14 protein-coding genes are annotated in these 19,147 nt (G+C 69.4%); 4 read left to right on the plus strand and 10 right to left on the minus strand.

Annotation, left to right across the window (positions count from 1 at the left end; all coding sequences use genetic code 11):
* Positions 1–193: 193 nt before the first annotated feature.
* The 3 genes from AQJ91_RS07670 to AQJ91_RS07680 all read right to left on the minus strand — a co-directional run bounded on the left by AQJ91_RS07670 (position 194) and on the right by AQJ91_RS07680 (position 3,986).
* Complete coding sequence (locus AQJ91_RS07670; RefSeq protein ID WP_067017734.1) at positions 194–1,246, minus strand: BMP family lipoprotein; 1,053 nt, start codon at positions 1,244–1,246, stop codon at positions 194–196.
* Between the two features lie 208 nt (positions 1,247–1,454).
* Complete coding sequence (locus AQJ91_RS07675; protein WP_107122373.1) at positions 1,455–2,483, minus strand: BMP family lipoprotein; 1,029 nt, start codon at positions 2,481–2,483, stop codon at positions 1,455–1,457.
* A gap of 285 nt (positions 2,484–2,768) precedes the next feature.
* Entirely contained in the window at positions 2,769–3,986 is a 1,218-nt protein-coding gene (locus AQJ91_RS07680; protein WP_067017738.1) for a M20 family metallopeptidase, read from the minus strand.
* Positions 3,987–4,878: 892 nt separating this feature from the next.
* On the opposite strand from AQJ91_RS07680, the gene AQJ91_RS07685 reads away from it, so the two are divergent.
* Positions 4,879–5,547 (plus strand): class I SAM-dependent DNA methyltransferase, encoded by a 669-nt coding sequence (locus AQJ91_RS07685; RefSeq protein ID WP_067017740.1) that lies wholly within the window; start codon positions 4,879–4,881, stop codon positions 5,545–5,547.
* Positions 5,548–5,551: 4 nt separating this feature from the next.
* Here the strand turns inward: AQJ91_RS07685 and AQJ91_RS07690 are convergent, their stop codons facing one another.
* The 4 genes from AQJ91_RS07690 to AQJ91_RS07705 are packed head-to-tail and all read right to left on the minus strand — an operon-like array spanning position 5,552 to position 10,275.
* Positions 5,552–6,622 (minus strand): hypothetical protein, encoded by a 1,071-nt coding sequence (locus tag AQJ91_RS07690; protein ID WP_067017742.1) that lies wholly within the window; start codon positions 6,620–6,622, stop codon positions 5,552–5,554.
* A 58-nt stretch (positions 6,623–6,680) separates the two neighbouring features.
* Positions 6,681–7,619, minus strand: a complete 939-nt coding sequence (locus tag AQJ91_RS07695) for an N-acetylneuraminate synthase family protein (protein ID WP_067017744.1) — start codon at positions 7,617–7,619, stop codon at positions 6,681–6,683.
* A gap of 14 nt (positions 7,620–7,633) precedes the next feature.
* Positions 7,634–8,896 (minus strand): N-acylneuraminate cytidylyltransferase, encoded by a 1,263-nt coding sequence (locus AQJ91_RS07700; RefSeq protein ID WP_067017746.1) that lies wholly within the window; start codon positions 8,894–8,896, stop codon positions 7,634–7,636.
* Between the two features lie 32 nt (positions 8,897–8,928).
* Positions 8,929–10,275, minus strand: a complete 1,347-nt coding sequence (locus AQJ91_RS07705) for a DUF6716 putative glycosyltransferase (protein WP_079084749.1) — start codon at positions 10,273–10,275, stop codon at positions 8,929–8,931.
* Between the two features lie 198 nt (positions 10,276–10,473).
* Between AQJ91_RS07705 and AQJ91_RS07710 the strand changes: the two genes are divergently transcribed.
* The 3 genes from AQJ91_RS07710 (at position 10,474) to AQJ91_RS07720 (ending at position 13,909) form a co-directional block, all read left to right on the plus strand.
* A complete protein-coding gene (locus tag AQJ91_RS07710; RefSeq protein ID WP_067018053.1) occupies positions 10,474–11,460 on the plus strand; it encodes a glycosyltransferase family 2 protein in 987 nt (328 codons plus the stop codon).
* The gene (locus AQJ91_RS07715) at positions 11,460–12,788 is read left to right on the plus strand and encodes an alpha-2,8-polysialyltransferase family protein (protein WP_067017750.1); all 1,329 of its coding nucleotides are present in this window, start codon (positions 11,460–11,462) and stop codon (positions 12,786–12,788) included. Before AQJ91_RS07710 ends, AQJ91_RS07715 begins: the two co-directional genes overlap by 1 nt.
* A gap of 137 nt (positions 12,789–12,925) precedes the next feature.
* On the plus strand, positions 12,926–13,909 hold the full coding sequence (locus tag AQJ91_RS07720; RefSeq protein WP_067017752.1) for an O-methyltransferase: 984 nt from the start codon (positions 12,926–12,928) through the stop codon (positions 13,907–13,909).
* Positions 13,910–13,966: 57 nt separating this feature from the next.
* On the opposite strand, the gene AQJ91_RS07725 is transcribed toward AQJ91_RS07720, so the two are convergent.
* The 3 genes from AQJ91_RS07725 to AQJ91_RS07735 all read right to left on the minus strand — a co-directional run bounded on the left by AQJ91_RS07725 (position 13,967) and on the right by AQJ91_RS07735 (position 19,006).
* Positions 13,967–15,082: a S1 family peptidase gene (locus AQJ91_RS07725; RefSeq protein WP_079084750.1), complete on the minus strand. Its 1,116-nt coding sequence runs from the start codon at positions 15,080–15,082 to the stop codon at positions 13,967–13,969.
* 139 nt (positions 15,083–15,221) lie between these two features.
* Positions 15,222–17,552: a glycosyltransferase gene (locus AQJ91_RS07730; RefSeq protein WP_067017756.1), complete on the minus strand. Its 2,331-nt coding sequence runs from the start codon at positions 17,550–17,552 to the stop codon at positions 15,222–15,224.
* A complete protein-coding gene (locus AQJ91_RS07735; RefSeq protein ID WP_067017758.1) occupies positions 17,549–19,006 on the minus strand; it encodes a tetratricopeptide repeat protein in 1,458 nt (485 codons plus the stop codon). The genes AQJ91_RS07730 and AQJ91_RS07735 overlap by 4 nt, the downstream gene beginning before the upstream one ends.
* Positions 19,007–19,147: the final 141 nt, after the last annotated feature.

Consider the following 19,147-nt stretch of genomic DNA (forward strand, 5'->3'; position numbering starts at 1 on the left):
AGGGGCCGCTCTACGCGCGTAGCGCCCCTGCTTCAAATAGTGCCCGGACCTGACCGGTTCTTTTCAGTTACCCGATCCGTTCCGAGCATTCTGCCGCGCGAACGGGGCGCGGGGCGGCCATCCTCCCCGCGCCCCGTTCCGTGGCCGTAACGCTTCAATTACGGCGCTCTTTGAGCCGGCGCCTGGGGCGGGGTCAGGAGGTCTTCACCTTGATGGAGCCGTCCTTGATGCCCTCTTCGGCCTTCTTGATCGCGGCCTGGATGTCGGCGTCGTCCGCGAACTTCGGGTTGGAGTTCGAGACGCTGACGCCGCCGTTGGAGAGGCTGCCGCGGACCACGCCGGTCGCGGGCTTGCCGCCCTCGACGGACTTGGCGAGCTCGAACACCGCGCCCTCGACGTTCTTCATCGCCGAGGTGAGGATGGAGTCCTTGTACGCCTTCAGCGCTTCCTGCAGGTACTGGTCGGAGTCGACGCCGATCGCCCAGATCTTGGCGGCGGAGGCAGCCTTGATGACGCCCTGGCCGGACAGACCGGCGGCGGCGTAGACGACGTCGGCGCCCGCGTCGATCTGGCCCTCGGCGGCGTTCTCGCCCTTGTCGGGGCTGGAGAAGCCGCCCTCCTGCGCGGTCTCGGTCAGGTACTGCGACTTGACCGTGACACCCTTCTTGGTGTCCTCGACGCCCTGCTTGAAGCCGGCCTCGAACTTGTGGATCAGCGGGATGTCCACGCCACCGACGAAGCCGACGGTGTTGGTCTTGGTGGCCTTGGCGGCGGCGACACCGGCGAGGTAGGAGGCCTCCTCCTCGTGGAAGACGAGGTCGGCGACGTTGTCGGCCTTGATCTGCTCGTCGTCGACTATGCCGAAGGTGGTCTTCGGGAACTTGGCCGCGGCCTCCTTGACGGCGGGCGCGTAGGCGTAGCCGACGCCGATGACCGGGTTGTAGCCCTGCTTGGCGAGGGTCTCCAGGCGCTGGATCTTGTCCGCGTCGGACTCGCCGTCCTGGGGCTCGACGGCCGTGGACTTGTAGCCGAACTCCTTGTCGGCCTTCTCCAGGCCCGCGGTGGCCGCGTCGTTGAAGGACTGGTCACCCTTGCCGCCGACGTCGTACGCGAGGGCGAGACCCAGGTTCTTGTCACCGCCCGAGGAGGAGGCCGAGGAGGAGGACGAGCTTCCACAGGCGGAAGCGGTGACAGCGAGAGCTGCGGTTGCAACGCCTGCAACCGCGATACGGGACACCCGGCGCATGGAATGAGACTCCTTTGTGCAAGCGCCCAAACCAGGCGCTGGTTCCGCCGCAGCGTAACGCGCGTAGACCGGTAGGAAAACCCCATCTGTCCGGTCCGTTACCGAGCTGTGGCCGCAGTCGGGGGCGGGGTAACGGACAGCAGTACGCCCCTTGCAGGACGCAAGGGGCGTATGGCCTGGGGACGGAGCCCGAAGGCCCCTTGAAGCCTTACGAGGTCTTGACGGTGACCTTGCCGTCGATGATGTCCTGCTTGGCCTTGTCGACGGCCTCGACGACGTCGGTCATCGCCTGGTACTTCGGGTTGGAGTCCGCGAAGCCGACACCGCCGGACTTCAGGTCGGCGCGCACGACACCGCTGAGCGGCTTGCCCTCGTAGACGGACTTGGCGAGGTCGTAGACGGCACCGCCGACGTTCTTCAGGGCCGAGCCGAGGATGTAGTCCTTGTACTTGGCCAGCGCGCTCTGCTTGTACTGGTCGGAGTCGACGCCGATGGCCCACACCTTGTTGTCGGCGGCCTCGGAGATCACGCCCTGACCGGACAGACCGGCCGCGTGGTAGATCACGTCGGCGCCCGCCTCGATCTGACCGCTCGCGGCCTCCTTGCCCTTGTCCGGGCTGGAGAAGCCGCCCTCCGCGGGCGTCTCGGTCAGGTACTGCGACTCGATCTTGACGTTCTTGTCGACGGACTCGACGCCCTGCTTGAAGCCGGCCTCGAACTTGTGGATCAGCGGGATGTCCACGCCGCCGATGAAGCCGACGTGCTGCTTCTTGGAGGCCTTGGCGGCGGCGACACCGGCCAGGTAGGAGGCCTGCTCCTCGGAGAAGACGAGGTCGGCGACGTTGTCGGCCTTGACCTGCTCGTCGTCGATGATGCCGAAGGTGGTGTTCGGGAACTTGGCCGCGGCCTCCTTGACGGCGGGCGCGTAGATGAAGCCGACACCGATCACCGGGTTGTAGCCGGCCTTGGCGAGTTCCTCGATGCGCTGCACCTTGTCTGCGTCGGACTCGCCGTCGCTCGGCTGTACGTCACGGCCGCCGATGCCGAACTCCTTGTCGGCCTTCTCGAAGCCGGCGTAGGCAGCGTCGTTGAACGACTGGTCACCGCGGCCGCCGATGTCGTAGGCGAGGCCGATGCCCTTGCCGGAGTACTTGCCGGACTCCGTCGCCTCGCTCGATGCCGATTTGCTGGACTCGCCACAGCCGACGGCGGCGAGTGCGATGACCGAGGCGGTCACCACTGCTTGGGAGAACCTGGTCCTCCGAGAGATCTGACGCACAGCAAGCACCCTTCGTCCCCACGGCACCGTCGCCGGCCCGCTTCCCCAATTAGCCAACTCTGGTGGCGATTTCGGCGCACAGTAACGCGCGTAGAAGGGGAGGGGAACGGGGTTACTCGTGGCCGTTATCGATTCGTGCCGACACGGGGTTACGTTCGAACGCATCCGGTTACACCAGGGTGACACAAGGGGACGAAGGGGCGCCATCCAGACAGCGGACGAGCACCCCTTCACGATCTCTCCTCAGGACATCCCGTCCAGCAGCGCAGCCGCGGTGAACAGCTCCACGCCGACGTCGATGGCCGATTCGTCGGCGTCGAAATCGCCCTGGTGCAGATCCCGGCCGATCCGCTCACCGGGTGCACGGACACCGAGCCGCGCCATGGCGCCGGGGACGTGTTCGAGGTACCAGGAGAAGTCCTCCCCGCCGAGGCTCTGCTCGGTGCCCTCGACCGAGTCGACACCGCGCCGGGCGACCATGGCGTCCCGGAGCAGCTCGGTCACACCGGGGTCGTTCACGACGGGGGGCACGCCCCGCACGTAGTTGATCTCGGACTTGGCCCGGTAGAGGTTGGCGACCTCGTCGATGGCGGCCACGACCAGGTCGGGCGCCTGCCGCCAGGTGTCGAGGTCCAGACAGCGCACGGTGCCGGAGAGCTCGGCGTGCTGCGGGATGACGTTGGGCGCGTGCCCCGACTCGACCCGTCCCCAGGTCACGGCGAGTCCGCTACGGGCGTCCACGCGGCGGGCGACGAGGGCGGGGACGTCGGTGACGACACGGGCGGCGGCGGTCACGAGGTCGGTGGTCAGGTGCGGGCGGGCGGTGTGCCCGCCGGGCCCGTCCAGGGCGATCTCGAGCCGGTCGCACGCCGACGTGATGGCTCCCTGCCGCAGCCCGATCTTCCCGGCGTCCACCTTGGGGTCGCAGTGCACGGCGAGCATCCGGCCGACGCCGTCCAGCACGCCGCACTCGATGGCGTCGGTGGCACCGCCGGGCAGCACCTCCTCGGCGGGCTGGAACACCAGCCGTACGGGGCGCGGGAGGAGCCCCTGCCGGTGCAGGTCGGCGAGCACGAGACCGGCACCCAGGACGACGGTGGTGTGCACGTCATGGCCGCATGCGTGGGCCCGGTCCGGCACGGTCGACCGGTACGAGCAGTCACTCTTCGTGTCCGGAATGGGCAGGCCGTCGATGTCGGCCCGCAGGGCGAGCATGGGCCGGCCGCCGTCCCACTCCCCGATGTCGCAGATGAGCCCGGTCCCGACGGCGAGCACGCGCGGCGCGAGCCCGGCCTTCTCGAGGCGCGCCTTGATCGCGGCGGTCGTGCGGAACTCCTGGTTGCCGAGCTCGGGGTGCATGTGCAAGTCGCGCCGGAACGCGACGAGTTCGGCACGGAGCGCTGCGCTCAGCGTGCCGGGAAGCACGGCTCCCCCGGGAAGGGCCTCGGACTCGTGGGACATCAGTTGATTCACCCTCTGAAGGGTAGGACGCCGAGGCGGCCAACCGACCCTCGATCAACAAAAGTTCAACCCGTTAGGGGAAGAAAAACTGGCCGCCCGACGCATAGGTATCGGTTGGGATGGGTAAACTCGCCCGCTTTTCCGGCCAAGTCGATCACAGATCGACCACGAGTCGACCATGGGATCCACGGAGAGTCACCGCGGTACCCGTCCACTCCTCAACGGATACCACGCCCCGCACGCCCCCGTCGGTTCTGTTCACCTGTCGGGACCGCACACGGGAAGACCGCCTGGCGCAAGGGCCTCGGGCCTGACAATCGGAGGATCCGGGCTACGGGCCCAACGGAATCGCCCGCTCGGGCGCCCGCGCCTCGGCCCAACCCTCCCATTACGCTGGTCGTGTCCCGCGACGTGGTGTAGGGGATCAAGCGCTGCGCGTTCCGATTCGAGGCACAGGGCGATCTGTGCCGAGACGGTAGTCCACGAGACCTCCTGGCAGGGCGAGTTGGACACCCGATCGGGCCGAGCCACCGTCCCTGGCCTGCGGATTCCGGCGCCTTGATCCCCTACACCACCTGGCGGGACGCCACCATTACGCTCGGTCACGCGGCGGGGCCGACGTCCCACCGACCTCAAGCCGCTGGCCCCAAGTCGCCGAACCCACCCGGCATACCGCCGGACCCCGGCCACACCCGGCAAGACCGGTCCGCACCCAGCCGACCGCACCGCCCCTGACCTGGGCTCCGCTCCTCCCCCGTCCGCCCGCTCACTCCCCGGCGATGCCGACCAGTGGCCGCCGCTCGGTCTCCGCCGACGCTGCCGCAGGCACCGAGGCACCGCACTGGCCGAGATACGGCCGGTCCCCGGCGTTCCGCCGATAGGGTGCCGGAGCGTGACCGACGCCGATGCTGATTTTCTCCGCGCCACCCGGGCCTCGTACGACGCGATAGCCCGGGCCTACACCGACCGTTTCGCCGACGGGCTGGCCGATCTGCCGCTGGAGCGGGGCCTTGTCGCCGCCTTCGCCGAGCTGTGCCGTGCGCACGCCCCCGCGCCCGTCGCCGACCTGGGCAGCGGGCCCGGCTATGTCACCGCCCGGCTGGACGCCCACGGCCTGCCGGTCTTCGGGGTGGACATCTCGCCCCGGATGGTGGAGCTGGCCCGGCGGGCGCATCCGGGGTTGCGGTTCCATGTGGGGTCGATGACGTCGCTGGACCTGCCGGACGAGACGCTGGCCGGCGTCCTCGCGCTGTACTCGGTCATCCATGTGCCGGACGAGCATCTGCCCGCGACGTTCGCCGAGTTCCACCGGGTCCTGGTACCGGGCGGGCACGTACTGCTGTCGTTCCAGTCCGGGGAAGCCGAGGACCGCCTCCATCTGACCGAGCGCTTCGGCCAGGAGATCGACCTCGACTGCTACTGGCGCACCCCGGACACCGTCATCGCCCACCTCACCAAGGCGGGTCTCCGGCTGCACGCCCGCTTTCTGCGTGAAGCCCGTGCCGAGGAGCAGCGGCCCCGTGCCTTCATCCTCGCGGAGAAGCCCCCGTACCGGTCCTGAACCGCTAAACCGCGCTCACCGCCGACAGCCGGTGGACGTCCCGTGCCGTCCCGGTGACTCCGGACAGGAAGCCCTGGGCGCGTGGTGAGGCGTTCTCCGTGAGCCACCCGGGGTCGATGTCGCACACGGCGACGCGGACCTCGGTGCCGGACAGTGCCAGCGGCAGGGTGTGGACGACGGTCGACGGGAAGCTGAGGATCGTCCGGCTGATGGGCCCGCGCCGGGCGATCAGCTCCAGCGGCAGGTCCGGGCGTACGATCTCCAGCCCCGTCTCCACCGCCAGCCGGTGCAGTTTCTCGGTGCTTTCGCGGCGGTGGGCGAAGTAGCGGGTCGCTCCGTGTGTCTTCGCCAGGGCGCTCACCGCCTCCAGGTAGCGGTCGGTGTCGACGACGCCTGTCTCGACGAGCGACGTACCGACCATGTCCGCGCCCTTGGTGATGCGGGGCGGGCCGAAGCGGGTGCGGGTCCAGGCGAAGGTGTTGGCCGTGACGGTCACGCCCGCCGGTGTCTCCTCCATCGGCATCGAGGAGAAGATCTCGACCCGGTGGCCCTCGCTCGGCGTCAGGCGCTTCCGGGCGGCTGCGGACACCGGCGCGAAGACCAGGTCCCGGGGGCCGGGTCGGCCGCCCTTGCGGTGCCAGCGCACCAGGCGTTCCCCGCGGGCGAGCTGGGCGACGAACTCCATGGTCGCCGTGCCGTCGTCGACCACGACGAGATCGCGGGCCCTGGTGATCGTCAGCAGGAGTTGTACGTATCGCGAGAAGGGGTCACCCAGCACGACGCGGGCGGCACGGCGCAGCATTCCGGCGAGGCCGCCGATCGTGTGGAACGGGGCCGCCGTGCCGCCCCGTGCCTCCTCCCAGCGGACCTCGTGCCCCTCCTCCCGGGCCAGCTCGGCCATCCGGCGCAGCTGGCCTCGGGTCATGGGGTCGATCGGGGACAGGACGACGAGGGTGAGCCCCGCGCCGAGGGCATGCTCCTGGGCATGCGCCCACTCCAGTACGTTCAGCAGCTGTACCGGGCTCTCGACGAAGGCGAGAGTGCGGGGGCCGGGGTTCCCGGCGCGGGGGCTCATCGACGTACGACCGTCCAGTCGTAAGGCGCTCAACAGGCGCTCTGAAGGGAGCTGGGACTCAGACCGCGACCGGCTCGCCGGCCGCCGCGGCGATCTCCGCCTCGGCGACCACACCGGCGACGCGGCGCAGCTTCTTCATCGGGCCTAGCTCGGACTCGTAGACCTTCTTGACGCCGTCGCCGAGGGAGGCCTCGATGGTGCGGATGTCGCGGACGAGGCGCTGCAGGCCCTGCGGCTCTACCGAAGCGGCCTGGTCGGAGCCCCACATGGCGCGGTCGAGGGTGATGTGACGCTCGACGAAGGTGGCGCCCAGGGCGACCGCGGCCAGCGTGGTCTGCAGGCCCGTCTCGTGGCCGGAGTAGCCGATCGGGACGTTCGGGTACTCCGCCTGGAGGGTGTTGATGACGCGGAGGTTGAGCTCCTCGGCCTTCGCCGGGTACGTCGAGGTGGCGTGGCAGAGCAGGATGCTGTCCGAGCCCAGGACCTCGACCGCGTGGCGGATCTGCTTCGGCGTCGACATGCCGGTGGAGAGGATGACCGTGCGGCCGGTCGAGCGCAGGGCGCGCAGCAGCTCGTCGTCCGTCAGGGAGGCGGAGGCCACCTTGTGGGCGGGGACGTCGAACTTCTCCAGGAAGGCGACGGCCTCGGTGTCCCACGGGGAGGCGAACCAGGCGATGTCCTTGGACTTGCAGTAGTCGTCGATCTGGCGGTACTCGTCCTCGCCGAACTCCACGCGGTGGCGGTAGTCGATGTACGTCATCCGGCCCCAGGGGGTGTCGCGCTCGATGTCCCACTGGTCGCGCGGGGTGCAGATCTCCGGGGTGCGCTTCTGGAACTTGACGGCGTCGCAGCCGGCCTCGGCGGCGGCGTCGATGAGCTTGAACGCGTTCTCGAGCTCGCCGTTGTGGTTGATGCCGATCTCGCCGACGACGTAGACGGGGTGACCCGGGCCGGCGGTCTTCGAACCGAAGGAGCGGAGGCGGGAGTTGGTGCTCATGGCGGTAGCTGTCCTTACTTGGTGAGGGAATCGAGAGAGGGGCCGAGGATCCAGCTGGCGATCTCTCGGATCGCGCCGTCGCCACCGGGAACGGTGGTGACCGCGCGTGCGGCGCCGCGCACGACGTCGTGGGCGCTCGCGACCGCCACGGGCCAGCCGACGAGGGCGAAGCACGGGAGGTCGTTGACGTCGTTGCCGACGTAGAGCACGCGCTCAGGCGCGATGCCCTGCTCCTCGCACCACTGCTTCAGCGCGAGGTCTTTGCGGTCGATGCCGTGCAGGACCGGGATCTTGAGCTTCCGGGCCCGGGCGGCGACGACCGGGTTCTGCTCCGTGGAGAGGATCAGCATGTTCAGGCCCGACTTGCGCAGGGCGGCGATGCCGAGGCCGTCTCCGCGGTGCACGGAGACGAACTCCTTTCCATCGGCGTCGATCAGCACCCGGTCGTCGGTCTGGGTGCCGTCGAAGTCCAGTACGACCGCGTCGATGTCGTCGGCGGTCGGCAGCGAACCGGGACGGTCCGCGTCGAAGAGGGGGGCAAGCGCGCGGGCGCGGGCCAGGTCGTGCGGGTCGTCGATCTCCAGGACCCGGGCGGGGTCGGTGCGCACGAGTTCCGTGCGGCCGAAGAAGCGGTGCTTGTGCTCGCGGAAGCCTCTGGCGTCCATCGCGTAGGCGGCGCCGGTCTCCAGGAAGTCCTGGGGGCGGTCCTGGCGGCGCGGGCGGAAGGACTTGTCGTGGTTGACGCCGAAGCCGCCACCGGCTGCGATCGTGCGCTCGGCTTCCGCGGCGGCCGACTCGTCGTCGCCGTGGCGCCACACGAAGCCGTGGAAGGGCGCGACGGTCAGGGAGGTGTCGGCGCCGTTGGCGACGATCGCCTTGACGACGGCGTCGATGTCCTCGCGGACGATGAACGGGCTGGTGCACTGCACGAGGAGCACGACGTCCACCGGGGCCCCGTGCAGCGCCTCGTGCGCGTCCATGGCGTGCAGCACGGCCGCCTCGGAGGTGGCGGTGTCGCCGGCGATGGCGGCGGGGCGCAGCACGATCTCGGCGCCGGCCTGGCGGGCGGCGGCCGCGATGCCCTGGTCGTCGGTGGAGACGAGGACGTCGGTCACCAGCCGGGAGGCCCGGCACTCGCGCACCGCACGCGACACCAGCGGTACGCCGCCGACGGGGGTGAGGTTCTTCGCGGGCACGCCCTTGGAGCCGCCGCGGGCGGGGATCACGGCGAGCACCCGGCGTACCGAGGCGCCTGGACCTGCTTCCGACTGGGACATGGGTTCTGCTCCTTGACGTGGGATCTGGCGGCTCACAGCTCCCCCATCCGCCGGATGACAGGTGCCACGCGCTGCACGCCGTGCCGGTAGGCGCCGCGTGCCGCCCGGCGCACTATCTGGCGGACCGGGCCGGGCTCCTTGTCGTGGGCGGGGGCGCCGGGCAGCGGGCTGCCGTCCGGGCCGAGGTGGTGGCGGGCGAGGATGCCGGGCAGATAGCCGGGCGCGGTGGCGGGTGTGTAGTACGGGGTGAGGGCGGGCAGTCCGCCGGGGCGCTCCAGCAGCGTGGCGATACGCTCGCGGGCCGCGTCGAAGGCGGTGGCGTACGAGCCGTCCGCGGCGACGCCCTGCCGGGACACCCACTCCTCGTCGGGCACCGGCCGGTGCCCTTCGTCCAGCTGGTCCCAGGAGGCGAGGCAGCCGGAGCCGACGAAGTGGTGGTTGCCGAGCACCTCACGCACGCCGAGGTCGGTGAGGACGACGGTGGGGATACGGCGGTGCAGCGACTCCAGCGCGGCCGTGGAGCTGATCGTGACCAGCAGGTCGGTGCGGTCGAGAACCTCGCCCATGTTCCCGTAGACCAGGCGGAAGTTGGCCGGCGGGTCGAGCCGCTGCACCAGCTTCTGGTACGGCAACTCCTCGATGTGCGTGGTGTGTTCGCCCGGCTTGGAGCGCAGCTTGAGCAGCACCTCGCGCTCGGGGTGCAGCCGCGCGTGCTGGATCAGGCGGTTCAGCAGGTACGTACGGTCCTTGCGGCTGTCCGGCACGGAGGGCTGGGCGGCGAAGACGACCGTGTACGGGTCGTGCTCGCCGGCGTAGGGATCCCCGCCGAGGAACGGCAGCGCCACCTCGGTCACCGCCGAGGCGTCGGCGCCGACCCCCTCGTACACCGCGCGGAAACGCTCTGCGTCCTGGCGGGAGTTGGCGAGGACGAGGTCCGCGCCGTGCCGCAGCAGCAGCCCGTCGGCGAGCTTCTCGTAGACGACGCCGACATAGCCGGTGACGACGACCGGCCGCTCCGGCCGCCCCTCCCAGACCCGCTTCAGGCCGTGCAGCATGGCCTGCACACCGCCGCCGACGAGCGAGAGGACCAGGACGTCGTACGACTCCTGCGCCATGGAGCGCAGGAACTCGACGGCCGTGACCTCCTTCAGGGAGTCGGCGCGCACGCCCACCTCTGCCAACTGGCGGGCCGTGGGTGTGGCACGGCCGCGCAGCAGGAATCCGTCCAGGGCGGGGCTCACTTGCGCCTCGCCGCGCGGTCCGGCTTCCATGGACAGGCCCGGCGCGATGCGGTCCGCGGTCAGCGCACCCCATTTCCAGCGGGTGTCGGAGTCCGCGAGGACGGCAATTCGCAGGGGCTTCGTTGTACTTGCTGGCACAACGGAGACGCTAGGAAGCAATTTCTAGGTCCGGCCCAACCGCAACTCAACGAAAAGTTAACAACACCCCACCGAGAGCCGAACTGGCCTGCCGATTCCCGGAAAGTACAAGGGATGCACCGTTCCGACACATTGAGTTCACTCCCCGTACCCCCACCGGAAAGTTCCCGAGCCGGGCGTTCTCCTAGCCTTTTGCAGGTGCCAAAGCTCTCCGTCATCGTGCCGTTCTACAACGTGCAGCAATATGCCCCGGACACCCTCAGAAGCCTTCACAGAAATGCTCGGAGTGACTTCGAGTTCGTACTGGTCGACGACCATTCGAAGGACGAGACGCCGGCAATTCTCGAACGGGCGACCGAGGAGCTCTCGGACGTCGCCCAGGTGCGGTACATCCGCCACGAGAAGAACGGCGGGCTCGCCACCGCGCGCAACACCGGCCTGGACGCCGCGCGGGGCGAGTACCTGACCTTCCTGGACGGCGACGACTGGCTCGCCCCTGGCTATCTGGCCGAACTGGTGAGCGCCATCCAGGGGTTGGGCTGCGACTTCGTCCGCACCGACCATGTGCAGGCCACCGCCCGCGCCCGGTCCGTGCACCGGGCCCCGGTCGGGCTGCGGAACGAGGTACTGAACTCGCGGGATGCGATCCTGCCCGCCGACCGGACGACCTCGGTGGACTACGCCTACGCCTGGGCCGGCGCGTATCACCGCCGACTCCTCGATCGCGGTCTGCTGCACTTCACGGACGGGCTGCGTACGGCCGAGGACCGGCCGTGGATCTGGAAGCTGCACCGCGAGGCGGAGTCGTTCGCCGTGGTGAGCCTGCTGGGCGTGTTCTACCGGCGCGGCGTCACCTCTTCCCTCACGCAGATCGGCGACGCACGCCAACTCGACTTCATCCGCGCCTTCGACCAGGTCATCGAGGAGACGGCGGCGGACCGCGACGCCGACCGGCTGCTGCCCAAGGCGGTGCGCACGTACTGCGCGATCATCGCCCACCATCTCGCCGACGGGGCCAAATGGGAACCGTCCGTGGCCAAGCAGCTGCGAGCGAGGAGCGCGGAGGCGATGAAGCGCATGCCGCAGGACGCGCTCAGTGACGTACTGGAGACCATGGACATGCACCGTTCCTCGAAGCTGCGGCGCCTGCGGCGCCGGATCACCAGGGCGGAGGCAGCCGCCTGATGTCTCGTACCACCCAGATCTTCTGTGCCTCGACGCTGTACGGCGCCGTCACCTTGGCGGCCGCGATCGAGTCCGGCTGCTTCGCCGAGGCGGACCGCCGCCTGCTGCTGGTCTTCAACAACTCGGCGACTCCGGAGAACACTCCGTCCGTCGACGAGATGCCGGGCTTTGCGTCGCTGCACGACCACTTCGACGCCGTCCTGTCCTGGAACGAGGCCATCCGCCCCTTCCACCCGGGTGCCTGGTCGCCGCGCCCTGACGACATCCCGCTCTTCGAGCGCTATGTGCGGCTGCTCTGGGGCCTGGGCGACGACCTCGTGGAGCTGGTCCTGGAGTCCATCCAGGTCACCCCCGCCCTCACCGTGGCCCAGCTGTTCACCGGCGCCCCGATCCACGTCTACGCCGACGGGCTGATGAGCTACGGCCCCACGCGCAACAAGCTGGATCCGCTGGTCGGCACTCGCGTGCGGCGGCTGCTGCACCTGGACCTGGTGCCGGGGCTGACCCCGATGCTGCTGACCGAGTTCGACGTGCCCGCGCACGTGGTGCCGACGCCGGCGTTCCGGAAGGTGCTGAGCGGCCTCACGGACGCCGTGCCGGATCTGCCCGCCCTGCCCGGCGACGCGGCGCTGCTGCTCGGCCAGTACCTGTCCGCGCTGAACATCCTCTCCGCCGCCGAGGAGGAGGACCTGCATGTGCGGATGATGCGCGGGGCGGTCTCGCGTGGGCACCGCACGATCGTCTTCAAGCCGCACCCGACCGCGCCGGCCCGCTTCAGCCGGGCTCTGGAGACCGAGGCCGAGAAACTCGGCGTGGACCTCACCGTCCTGGACACGCCCGTCCTCGCCGAGGTGCTGTTCGAGAAGGCGCCGCCCGCGCTGGTCGTCGGCTGCTTCTCTACCGCGCTGTTCACGGCGTCCGCGTTCTACGGCCTGCCGGTCGCCCGCATCGGCACCGAGCCGCTGCTCGATCGTCTGACGCCCTACCAGAACAGCAACCGGATCCCCGCCGTCCTCGTCGACGCGCTGCTCCCGGATCTGGAGGGCAAGGGTGACGACGCCGTGCCCGTCCACACGCTGAACGGTCTCGTCACCGCAGTCGGCTTCATCATGCAGCCACAGATGCACGCCGGCCTGCGCCCGGCCGCGGAACGCTACCTGTCCCAGCACTTCGGTCCACGCACCCAGCGCTACTTCAAGCGCAAGCGGCTGACCTCCCTCGGGCTGCCCGGCGGTATCCCGGAGCGGCTGTCCTTCCTCCCCCGCAACGCCACCGCACGCCGGGTGGTACGGCGGGCGCGGGCGCTGAGGAAGGCGGTTCGCCTTTGAGCCAATCAAGGGTGAACAGGGCAGCACGATTGAGGAAACAGCGGAGAACTATCGAACCGCCCCGTTGATTTCACGGCGAAGCATGGGCGGTGCCCTTAGGATCACGACACCGCCCACCCGAACCCCATGAGGCTCTCATGACGAAGCTCGGCCGGCTCTATTCCCTGTTCGACAGCGTCGAGTTGCCGGACACCCTGCCCTACACCCAGGTGAGCGACTGGGAGTTGCGGTTCCTGTACCTGCTGGGGCGTCATCACCTCTCGGGCCGGGACCGCATCGTCGAACTCGGCTCCGGCGGGGGCGGATCGACGTACGCTCTCGCACTCGGGCTGCGCGAGAGCCCGGTGTTCGACGAGAAGACGGGACGGCTGCACGCGTACGACTTCTTCCGCGTCGGCAAGGGGACGTTCGCCACGGAGAAGTTCTTCACGGCCGGCACCAGGCCCGAGGGCGAGAACTCCTTCCTGGACGACTTCCGCGACCGGCTCGAGCCGTTCCTGCCGTTCCTGGAGATCCACGCCGGAGACATCTGGCAGACCTCCGACCCGGACGACTCGACCCCCGTGGAGTTCCTGCACATCGACATCGCCAAGACGGCTCGTGTCTTCCGCTGTGTGTCCGAGCGCTTCCTGACCCGGCTGCGCCCCGGCTCGGTGGTCCTGCACCAGGACTTCGCGGGGCCCCGGCTGCCCTGGCTGCACTACAGCATGGGCGCCCTGCTGCCGTACGTCGAGATCGCCGGGCCGCCGATCCGCTCCACACTCGCCTTCGAGGTGACGCGGCCGATCCCCGAGGACGTGCTGAAGACAATCTCCGAGGACGCCTTCTCCCTGGACGAGAAGCTGGCGCTGATCTCGGCCGTCCAGGAGCGCGTCGACCGCGACCACACCGGCGGCATCCCCTTCAAGTCCGTGCTGGAACTGGCCAAGGCCTACGTCGCCCACTACGCCGGCGAGCATCGGCGGGCCTGGTCCATCGCCAAGCCGCTGACCGGGGACGAGTACCTGAGCCGTACGCGGTCCGACCACTTCGAGCAGGTGCGGAAGGCGTATGAGGACGACAGGGCGACGGGCGGCGGCTCCCGTCTCACCCGGCTGGTGAGGAAGACCGTACGCGGCTGACACGCCCGGCGGCCGCCGGCCACCGCGGGGCATGCCCCGCGGTGGCCGGCGCTCAGCTCAGAACACGCTCAGCCCGTGGTGGGCCAGCACCCAGTGCACCGGCTGGAAGTACGTCCGGTACTGGCTCACGGTGCTGTTGCACGTCGCGCCGTCCGGAGTGTTGGTCCCGGAGGTGATGCCGAGCGCGTAGGTCCCCGCCCACAGCGGACCGCCGCTGTCTCCTCCGAGGGCGCAGTGCGAGGTCTTGATCATGTTCTTCAGGACCGTGCCGTCGGAGTAGGTGACGGTCTCGCTCGGCGAGAGCACCTCGCCCACGAGGTCGCTGCTGACGGCGCCGGCTCGCTTGGCGGACTCACCGTCGTTGGGGTAGCGGGAGTCGGTGATCTCGTAGTAGGTGCCGACCGCCTTGACGGACCCGTAGGCGGCCAGGTCTTCGCCGCGGTACTCCATGACGGCGTAGTCCTTGTCAATGCCGCCGTAGTCGAACCATATGCGCTTGCCGAGGTAGTTGCCCCCGGCCTCCCTGTGCCACCAGAGGTCGAGATCGGTTTTCGCGCAGTGCCCAGCGGTGACGAAGTACTTCTGCCCGGAGGAGTTGCGGGCGTTGAACCCGAGGGTGCAGTGCCAGCCGCCGTCCTTCGAGTAAATACCGATGCCGCCGACGGATTCGTAGGCCGTCGGCCTGATCGTGCCGGGGAGCTTCTCGACACGCACCGCGTCGCCGTAGCCGGCGACGAGGCTCATGAGCCGCTTCTCGTCGGCAGCGGACACGCCGTCGAAGATCTCGACGGTCAACTGGTTGGTGCTCGGGTCGACGCCCCAGGAGGTGTTGGGAATCGGGTCGGCGTCGGCGATCCGCCGGTCGAGGGTGGCGCGGGCGGAGGTCAGAGTGGCGGTGCTGTGCTTCACGACCTCGGCGACGCCGCCTTCGGCGCGGACGGCCCGCGCGGTGGCCTCGTCGGTGACGGCGATGACGAGCTGTCCGGCCTTGTCGTAGTAGACGCCGCCGGTGTGGTCGGCACCGAACTCGGCGGCGACCGCTCTCGCCCGGGCGGGATCGGTGAGGGGAGTGGGGGTGGTGGGGGCCGCGTTCGCGGTCGGCGCGGACAGCGCTACGAGCAGGCCGCATATCGCCACGGTCAGCGACGCGCGACGTCTCGGGTGTCTTCGCATGGGTGTTGCACCTCCAGGAAGCAGTGAGCACGGCGTGCTTGATCGCCGTGCTCACAGGAGCGTACGGAGGAGCGTGGAGCCCACGCCTTTACCGGTACATGAACACTTGACGTCAGTACGTCAGTTGGTCGTCAGTTGGTCAGTCCTGGCCGCCCAGGATGATCCGCAGGTCGGCCGCGTTCGCCTCGGTGATCTTCCAGAGTTCCTGCTGGCGGCCGTGCACGTCGGCGACCGTCCTGTCGTGGTCGGCGAGCAGGTCCTTGGCACGCTCGACGAGGCGGGCGGCGAGGTGGCGGTCGTGCACGGACACGCCCCACTCGGGCCGCTCGATGTCGTTCAGGAAGTACGCCATCTTCGGGTGCGAGATGAGGCTGATGATGGGCGTGCCCACGCCGAACGGGATCATTCCGGCGTGGCCGCGCATGCCGATCACCAGCTTGGTGCGGGCGTACAGGTCGCGGATGCCGTCGTTGTCGAAGTCGTACATCGGGATGACGGGCATCGAGATGCCGTGCTCGCGGCGCAGGTCGAAGGCGATCTTCTCGTCGTCGAGCGAGTGCGCCACGCACTTCACCTCGCCGAGCTCACCGAGGTCCCGGACCGCCTGGGCCATCTGCGCCAGGAAATAGGCGTAGTCGTGGCCGAAGCGCAGGGCGGCCCGGTCGTAGGCGGCGTTGATCAGGATGGTGTCGTCGCGGGTCGCCGGGTCCTGCCAGCCGGGCACGAGCTGGCGCGTCACCGTGGTCGGGCACGGCTGGAAGCGCACCTTGTCGTGCAGGTGGGCCGGGAGCATGGCGCGCACCTTCTCGATCGAGCCGTGGTTGCGCAGCCCGAAGAAGGAGGACTTCTCGACGAGGAGGCGCAGGGACTCCCGGAACCGGTTGGCGCGGTAGGACTGGCCGTCGAAGGCGTTGAAGCCGACGGCGTACACCACGATCGGTACGTCGATGCGGCGCATCAGCTCGTCCGGGACGTTCCACTGCCAGGCACTGTTGCCGTTGGGCATGGTGTCCGGGATGAACAGGCCGCCGCCGCCGATGACGAGGCCGCGGCGGGCGTTGACGCTGTCCAGCGCCGCCTCGTCGAACAGGCGGTGGGCGTGCACGGAGTGCCAGCGGCGGGAGGTGGTGTCCGGACCGAAGGCGCTGCGGACGCTCTCGGGGAGGAGCTTGTCGCCCGCGTTGCCCTGCCGGTCCATGTAGAAGGCGACATGGGCCAGTTGGTCCTCGGCGCTGTCCTGCTCCTGTGCGGGGACGGAGGCCGCGCGCTGCGCCCACAGGCGGCTGGAGCGGTGGGTGATGTCGACGGACAGGCCGCTCGTCGCGTACTTCAGGGCCGAGGCGTTGTCGCCGTGCACCCAGGCCATCTGGGCGAGCCGGGCGTAGGCGGTGGCGGCCCGGTTGGGGGCGGCGGTGGCCAGCAGCAGCTGGGCCCTGGCCTCGTCGTAGCGGGAGACGCTCATCAGGGCGTGGCCGAGCACCTCGTGCGGCCAGGCCTCGTCGAGCGGGATGCGGACGCTTTCGAGGATGTCCACGGCGTCCTGGTAGTTGCCGGTCGCGATGTGCGCGGCGGCCACCTTGCGGGCGGTCTCGACGTCGCCGGTGCGGGCGACGTGCGGGGTGCCGCAGTGCACGACCAGGTCGTGGTGGAGGCCACCGGAGGAGGCGAGGTAGGCGGCGTGGAAGTCGGCGTCTTCCAGCTCGTACTCGCGCCACTTCTCCTCGGCCAGGCTGTACCCGGACTCGCCGCCCTGCCAGGGCTTGTGACGGCCGGTGAAGTGCAGGATCGCGGTGTCCTCGGGCACGGGCAGGTCACCGGACAGCCGCCGCTTGACGAAGTTGTAGCGCGGGTCGAGGCGGATGAAGTCGCCGTCCAAGACCGCATTCAGGATGCCCTGGTCGTGCTTGTCGAGCTCGTAGTCGCCGCTGCGTCCGGTCGCGTCGAGCTTGGCGCAGAACGCGTCGCTGAGGTACTCCCGCTGGATCACCAGCAGACCCGAGTTGAGCTTGTGCTGCCCGTAGAAGAACTGCGACACGGCCGCCAGGCCCTCGCGCAGCTTCAGCAGTTCGCCCAGGTCGCCGAGGACGACCATGTCCGTGTCGAGCGTGATGACGGTGTCGTAGTCACGCATCCGGAAGACGTCCAGGATGAAGTACGCCTTGCGCACCAGGTAGTTGTCCTGGTCGCCCTTCTTGTACGAGTCGTAGTGCGCGTCGTTCACGCGGCGCAGCACGATGCGCGGGTGCAGGGCGCGGATGCGGGCGATGGAGGCGGGGCGCAGGTCGTCGTACAGGACGACGAAGTCCTCGCACACGCCCGGGTTGGACAGGGCGAGACTGCGCAGCAGGGCGAGGAAGCCGGGCAGGTAGTTCTCGTCGACGTACGACGCGAAGGCGATGCGGCGCTTGCCGGTGAGGGCGTGCGACGAGGTGGCGGCCGCCTGGATCCGCGTGGGGGAGGTCGTGGTCATCGCAGGGATATCCTCATGTCGGTCACGCGCTGGGCCCGCTGCATGACCCATTCCTTCTCGCTGGTGTATTCGTGGACGGACGTGATGGCCAGCTTCATCGCTTCCTGGACGCGGTAGGCGCCGGACTCGTAGAAGTCGAAGCCGATCAGGTCGAGCGTCGGGCTGACGTCCAGGAAGTCCAGCAGCCACAGCATGTTGAAGCCGGTGGTCGGGATCCCCGACCAGACGTCGGCGCCGAGCTTGCCGATGTTGCGTACGGGCCAGCGCAGCGACTCGTCGCCGAGGCAGGTCTGCGCGCCGGGCACCAGGCGGTTGCGCAGCGACCACTTCCAGTCGCCGGAGATGCCGCCGAAGACGAGCCGTGTGGTGACCTGCTTGTCCCAGTTGAAGCCGTGCTTGTGGATGGTGGCGTGGATGTCGGTGCGGGTGCCGGTGTGCTTCGGGTCGATCTTGTACGAGTTGAAGCGCACGACCAGGTCGTAGTCGTCGATCTCGGCGCCCATCGAACTGCTGCCGACGCGGCCGGAGTTGGCGATCAGGCAGATGGACTTGCCGGCGACCTGGTTGCGGAACTCGCCCAGGCTGATCCACCGCACGCCGCCGTTGGTCGGGTCGGTGACCGGTCCGCGCATCCGGGAGCGACGCTGCTCGGCGTAGAGCGCGAGGGCCTCGGTGAGCTCGGGGAGGTCGGCACCCGGGACGGCGGTGCGCAGGTCGAGATACTGGCTGAGCAGCTCCTGCCGGTCCGCGACCGGGGCGTCCTCTTCGGCCAGCCGAAGCAGCGCTCCCACGAGCCGCGGCTCGGCCTCCGTCCAGTCGCCGAGCGCGTGCGCGGCCAGGCCCTCGGCCCACACCTCGGTGGCAGGGCCGCGGGCGAAGTCCGTGGCGCGCGGACACTGACGCCTCAGCAGGGCGAGCAGTTCGCGCTCCTTCTCACTCGCCATGCGCAGTCCGGCGATGCGGGCGCGGACGCCGAAGCCGTCGTCGTCGGTGAGGGCGACGTAGCGCTCGTACGCCTCCACGGCCCCGTCCTCATCGCCCAGGGCCTCGAGGAGGCGGGCGCGCAGCCGCCAGCCGGCGCGGGAGTTCTTGCGCTGGGCCAGGACGGTGTCGCTGATGACGAGTGCGAGGTCCAACTCGTCGTCGTAGCCGCACTCCAGTGCCTTGTTGGCGACGGCGAGCAGCGCGTCGAGCAGCTCGTTCGAGATCCCTGAGGCGGGCGTCGCCGCGCCCTTGACCGCCCGCTTGAGCAGGGCGCCGGCACCGGCGGGTGCGGAGGCGGCGGGCTGGGACGTGCTGGACACGACGAGCAGCTTGCGCAGCTGCTCGGCGAGTTCGGTGCGGCGGCGGTCGAGGCTGCCGACGAGTTTGCCGCTGTGCACCGCACAGGCGCGCACGCAGTCGTCCGGCTCCCCTCCACCCGCACGTGCCCGTCTGTTCTGGACCCGCGTCATGGCACTCCTGTCTCTTTTGCCAAAGCAATGCTGAATTCGCGGTCGCATTCCCTGCGATTACCGCGACGTAGGGGGGATGTTGAGAAAATCTAGAAACCGAAAACGACGCCCAGGTGAACGCCTCGGGACCGGGCGGCGAAT

The sequence above is a fragment of the Streptomyces dysideae genome, from assembly GCF_001514305.1.
Classification (GTDB): Bacteria; Actinomycetota; Actinomycetes; order Streptomycetales; family Streptomycetaceae; genus Streptomyces; species Streptomyces dysideae.

What these genes read in the sequence shown, in the direction of transcription:
- AQJ91_RS07670 (WP_067017734.1), bottom strand. Translation starts at nt 1,246, where the DNA reads ATGCGCCGGGTGTCCCGTATCGCGGTTGCAGGCGTTGCAACCGCAGCT.
- AQJ91_RS07680 (WP_067017738.1), bottom strand. Translation starts at nt 3,986, where the DNA reads ATGTCCCACGAGTCCGAGGCCCTTCCCGGGGGAGCCGTGCTTCCCGGC.
- AQJ91_RS07730 (WP_067017756.1), bottom strand. Translation starts at nt 17,552, where the DNA reads ATGACCACGACCTCCCCCACGCGGATCCAGGCGGCCGCCACCTCGTCG.
- AQJ91_RS07690 (WP_067017742.1), bottom strand. Translation starts at nt 6,622, where the DNA reads ATGAGCCCCCGCGCCGGGAACCCCGGCCCCCGCACTCTCGCCTTCGTC.
- AQJ91_RS07700 (WP_067017746.1), bottom strand. Translation starts at nt 8,896, where the DNA reads ATGTCCCAGTCGGAAGCAGGTCCAGGCGCCTCGGTACGCCGGGTGCTC.
- AQJ91_RS07695 (WP_067017744.1), bottom strand. Translation starts at nt 7,619, where the DNA reads ATGAGCACCAACTCCCGCCTCCGCTCCTTCGGTTCGAAGACCGCCGGC.
- AQJ91_RS07715 (WP_067017750.1), top strand. Translation starts at nt 11,460, where the DNA reads ATGTCTCGTACCACCCAGATCTTCTGTGCCTCGACGCTGTACGGCGCC.
- AQJ91_RS07720 (WP_067017752.1), top strand. Translation starts at nt 12,926, where the DNA reads ATGACGAAGCTCGGCCGGCTCTATTCCCTGTTCGACAGCGTCGAGTTG.
- AQJ91_RS07725 (WP_079084750.1), bottom strand. Translation starts at nt 15,082, where the DNA reads ATGCGAAGACACCCGAGACGTCGCGCGTCGCTGACCGTGGCGATATGC.
- AQJ91_RS07735 (WP_067017758.1), bottom strand. Translation starts at nt 19,006, where the DNA reads ATGACGCGGGTCCAGAACAGACGGGCACGTGCGGGTGGAGGGGAGCCG.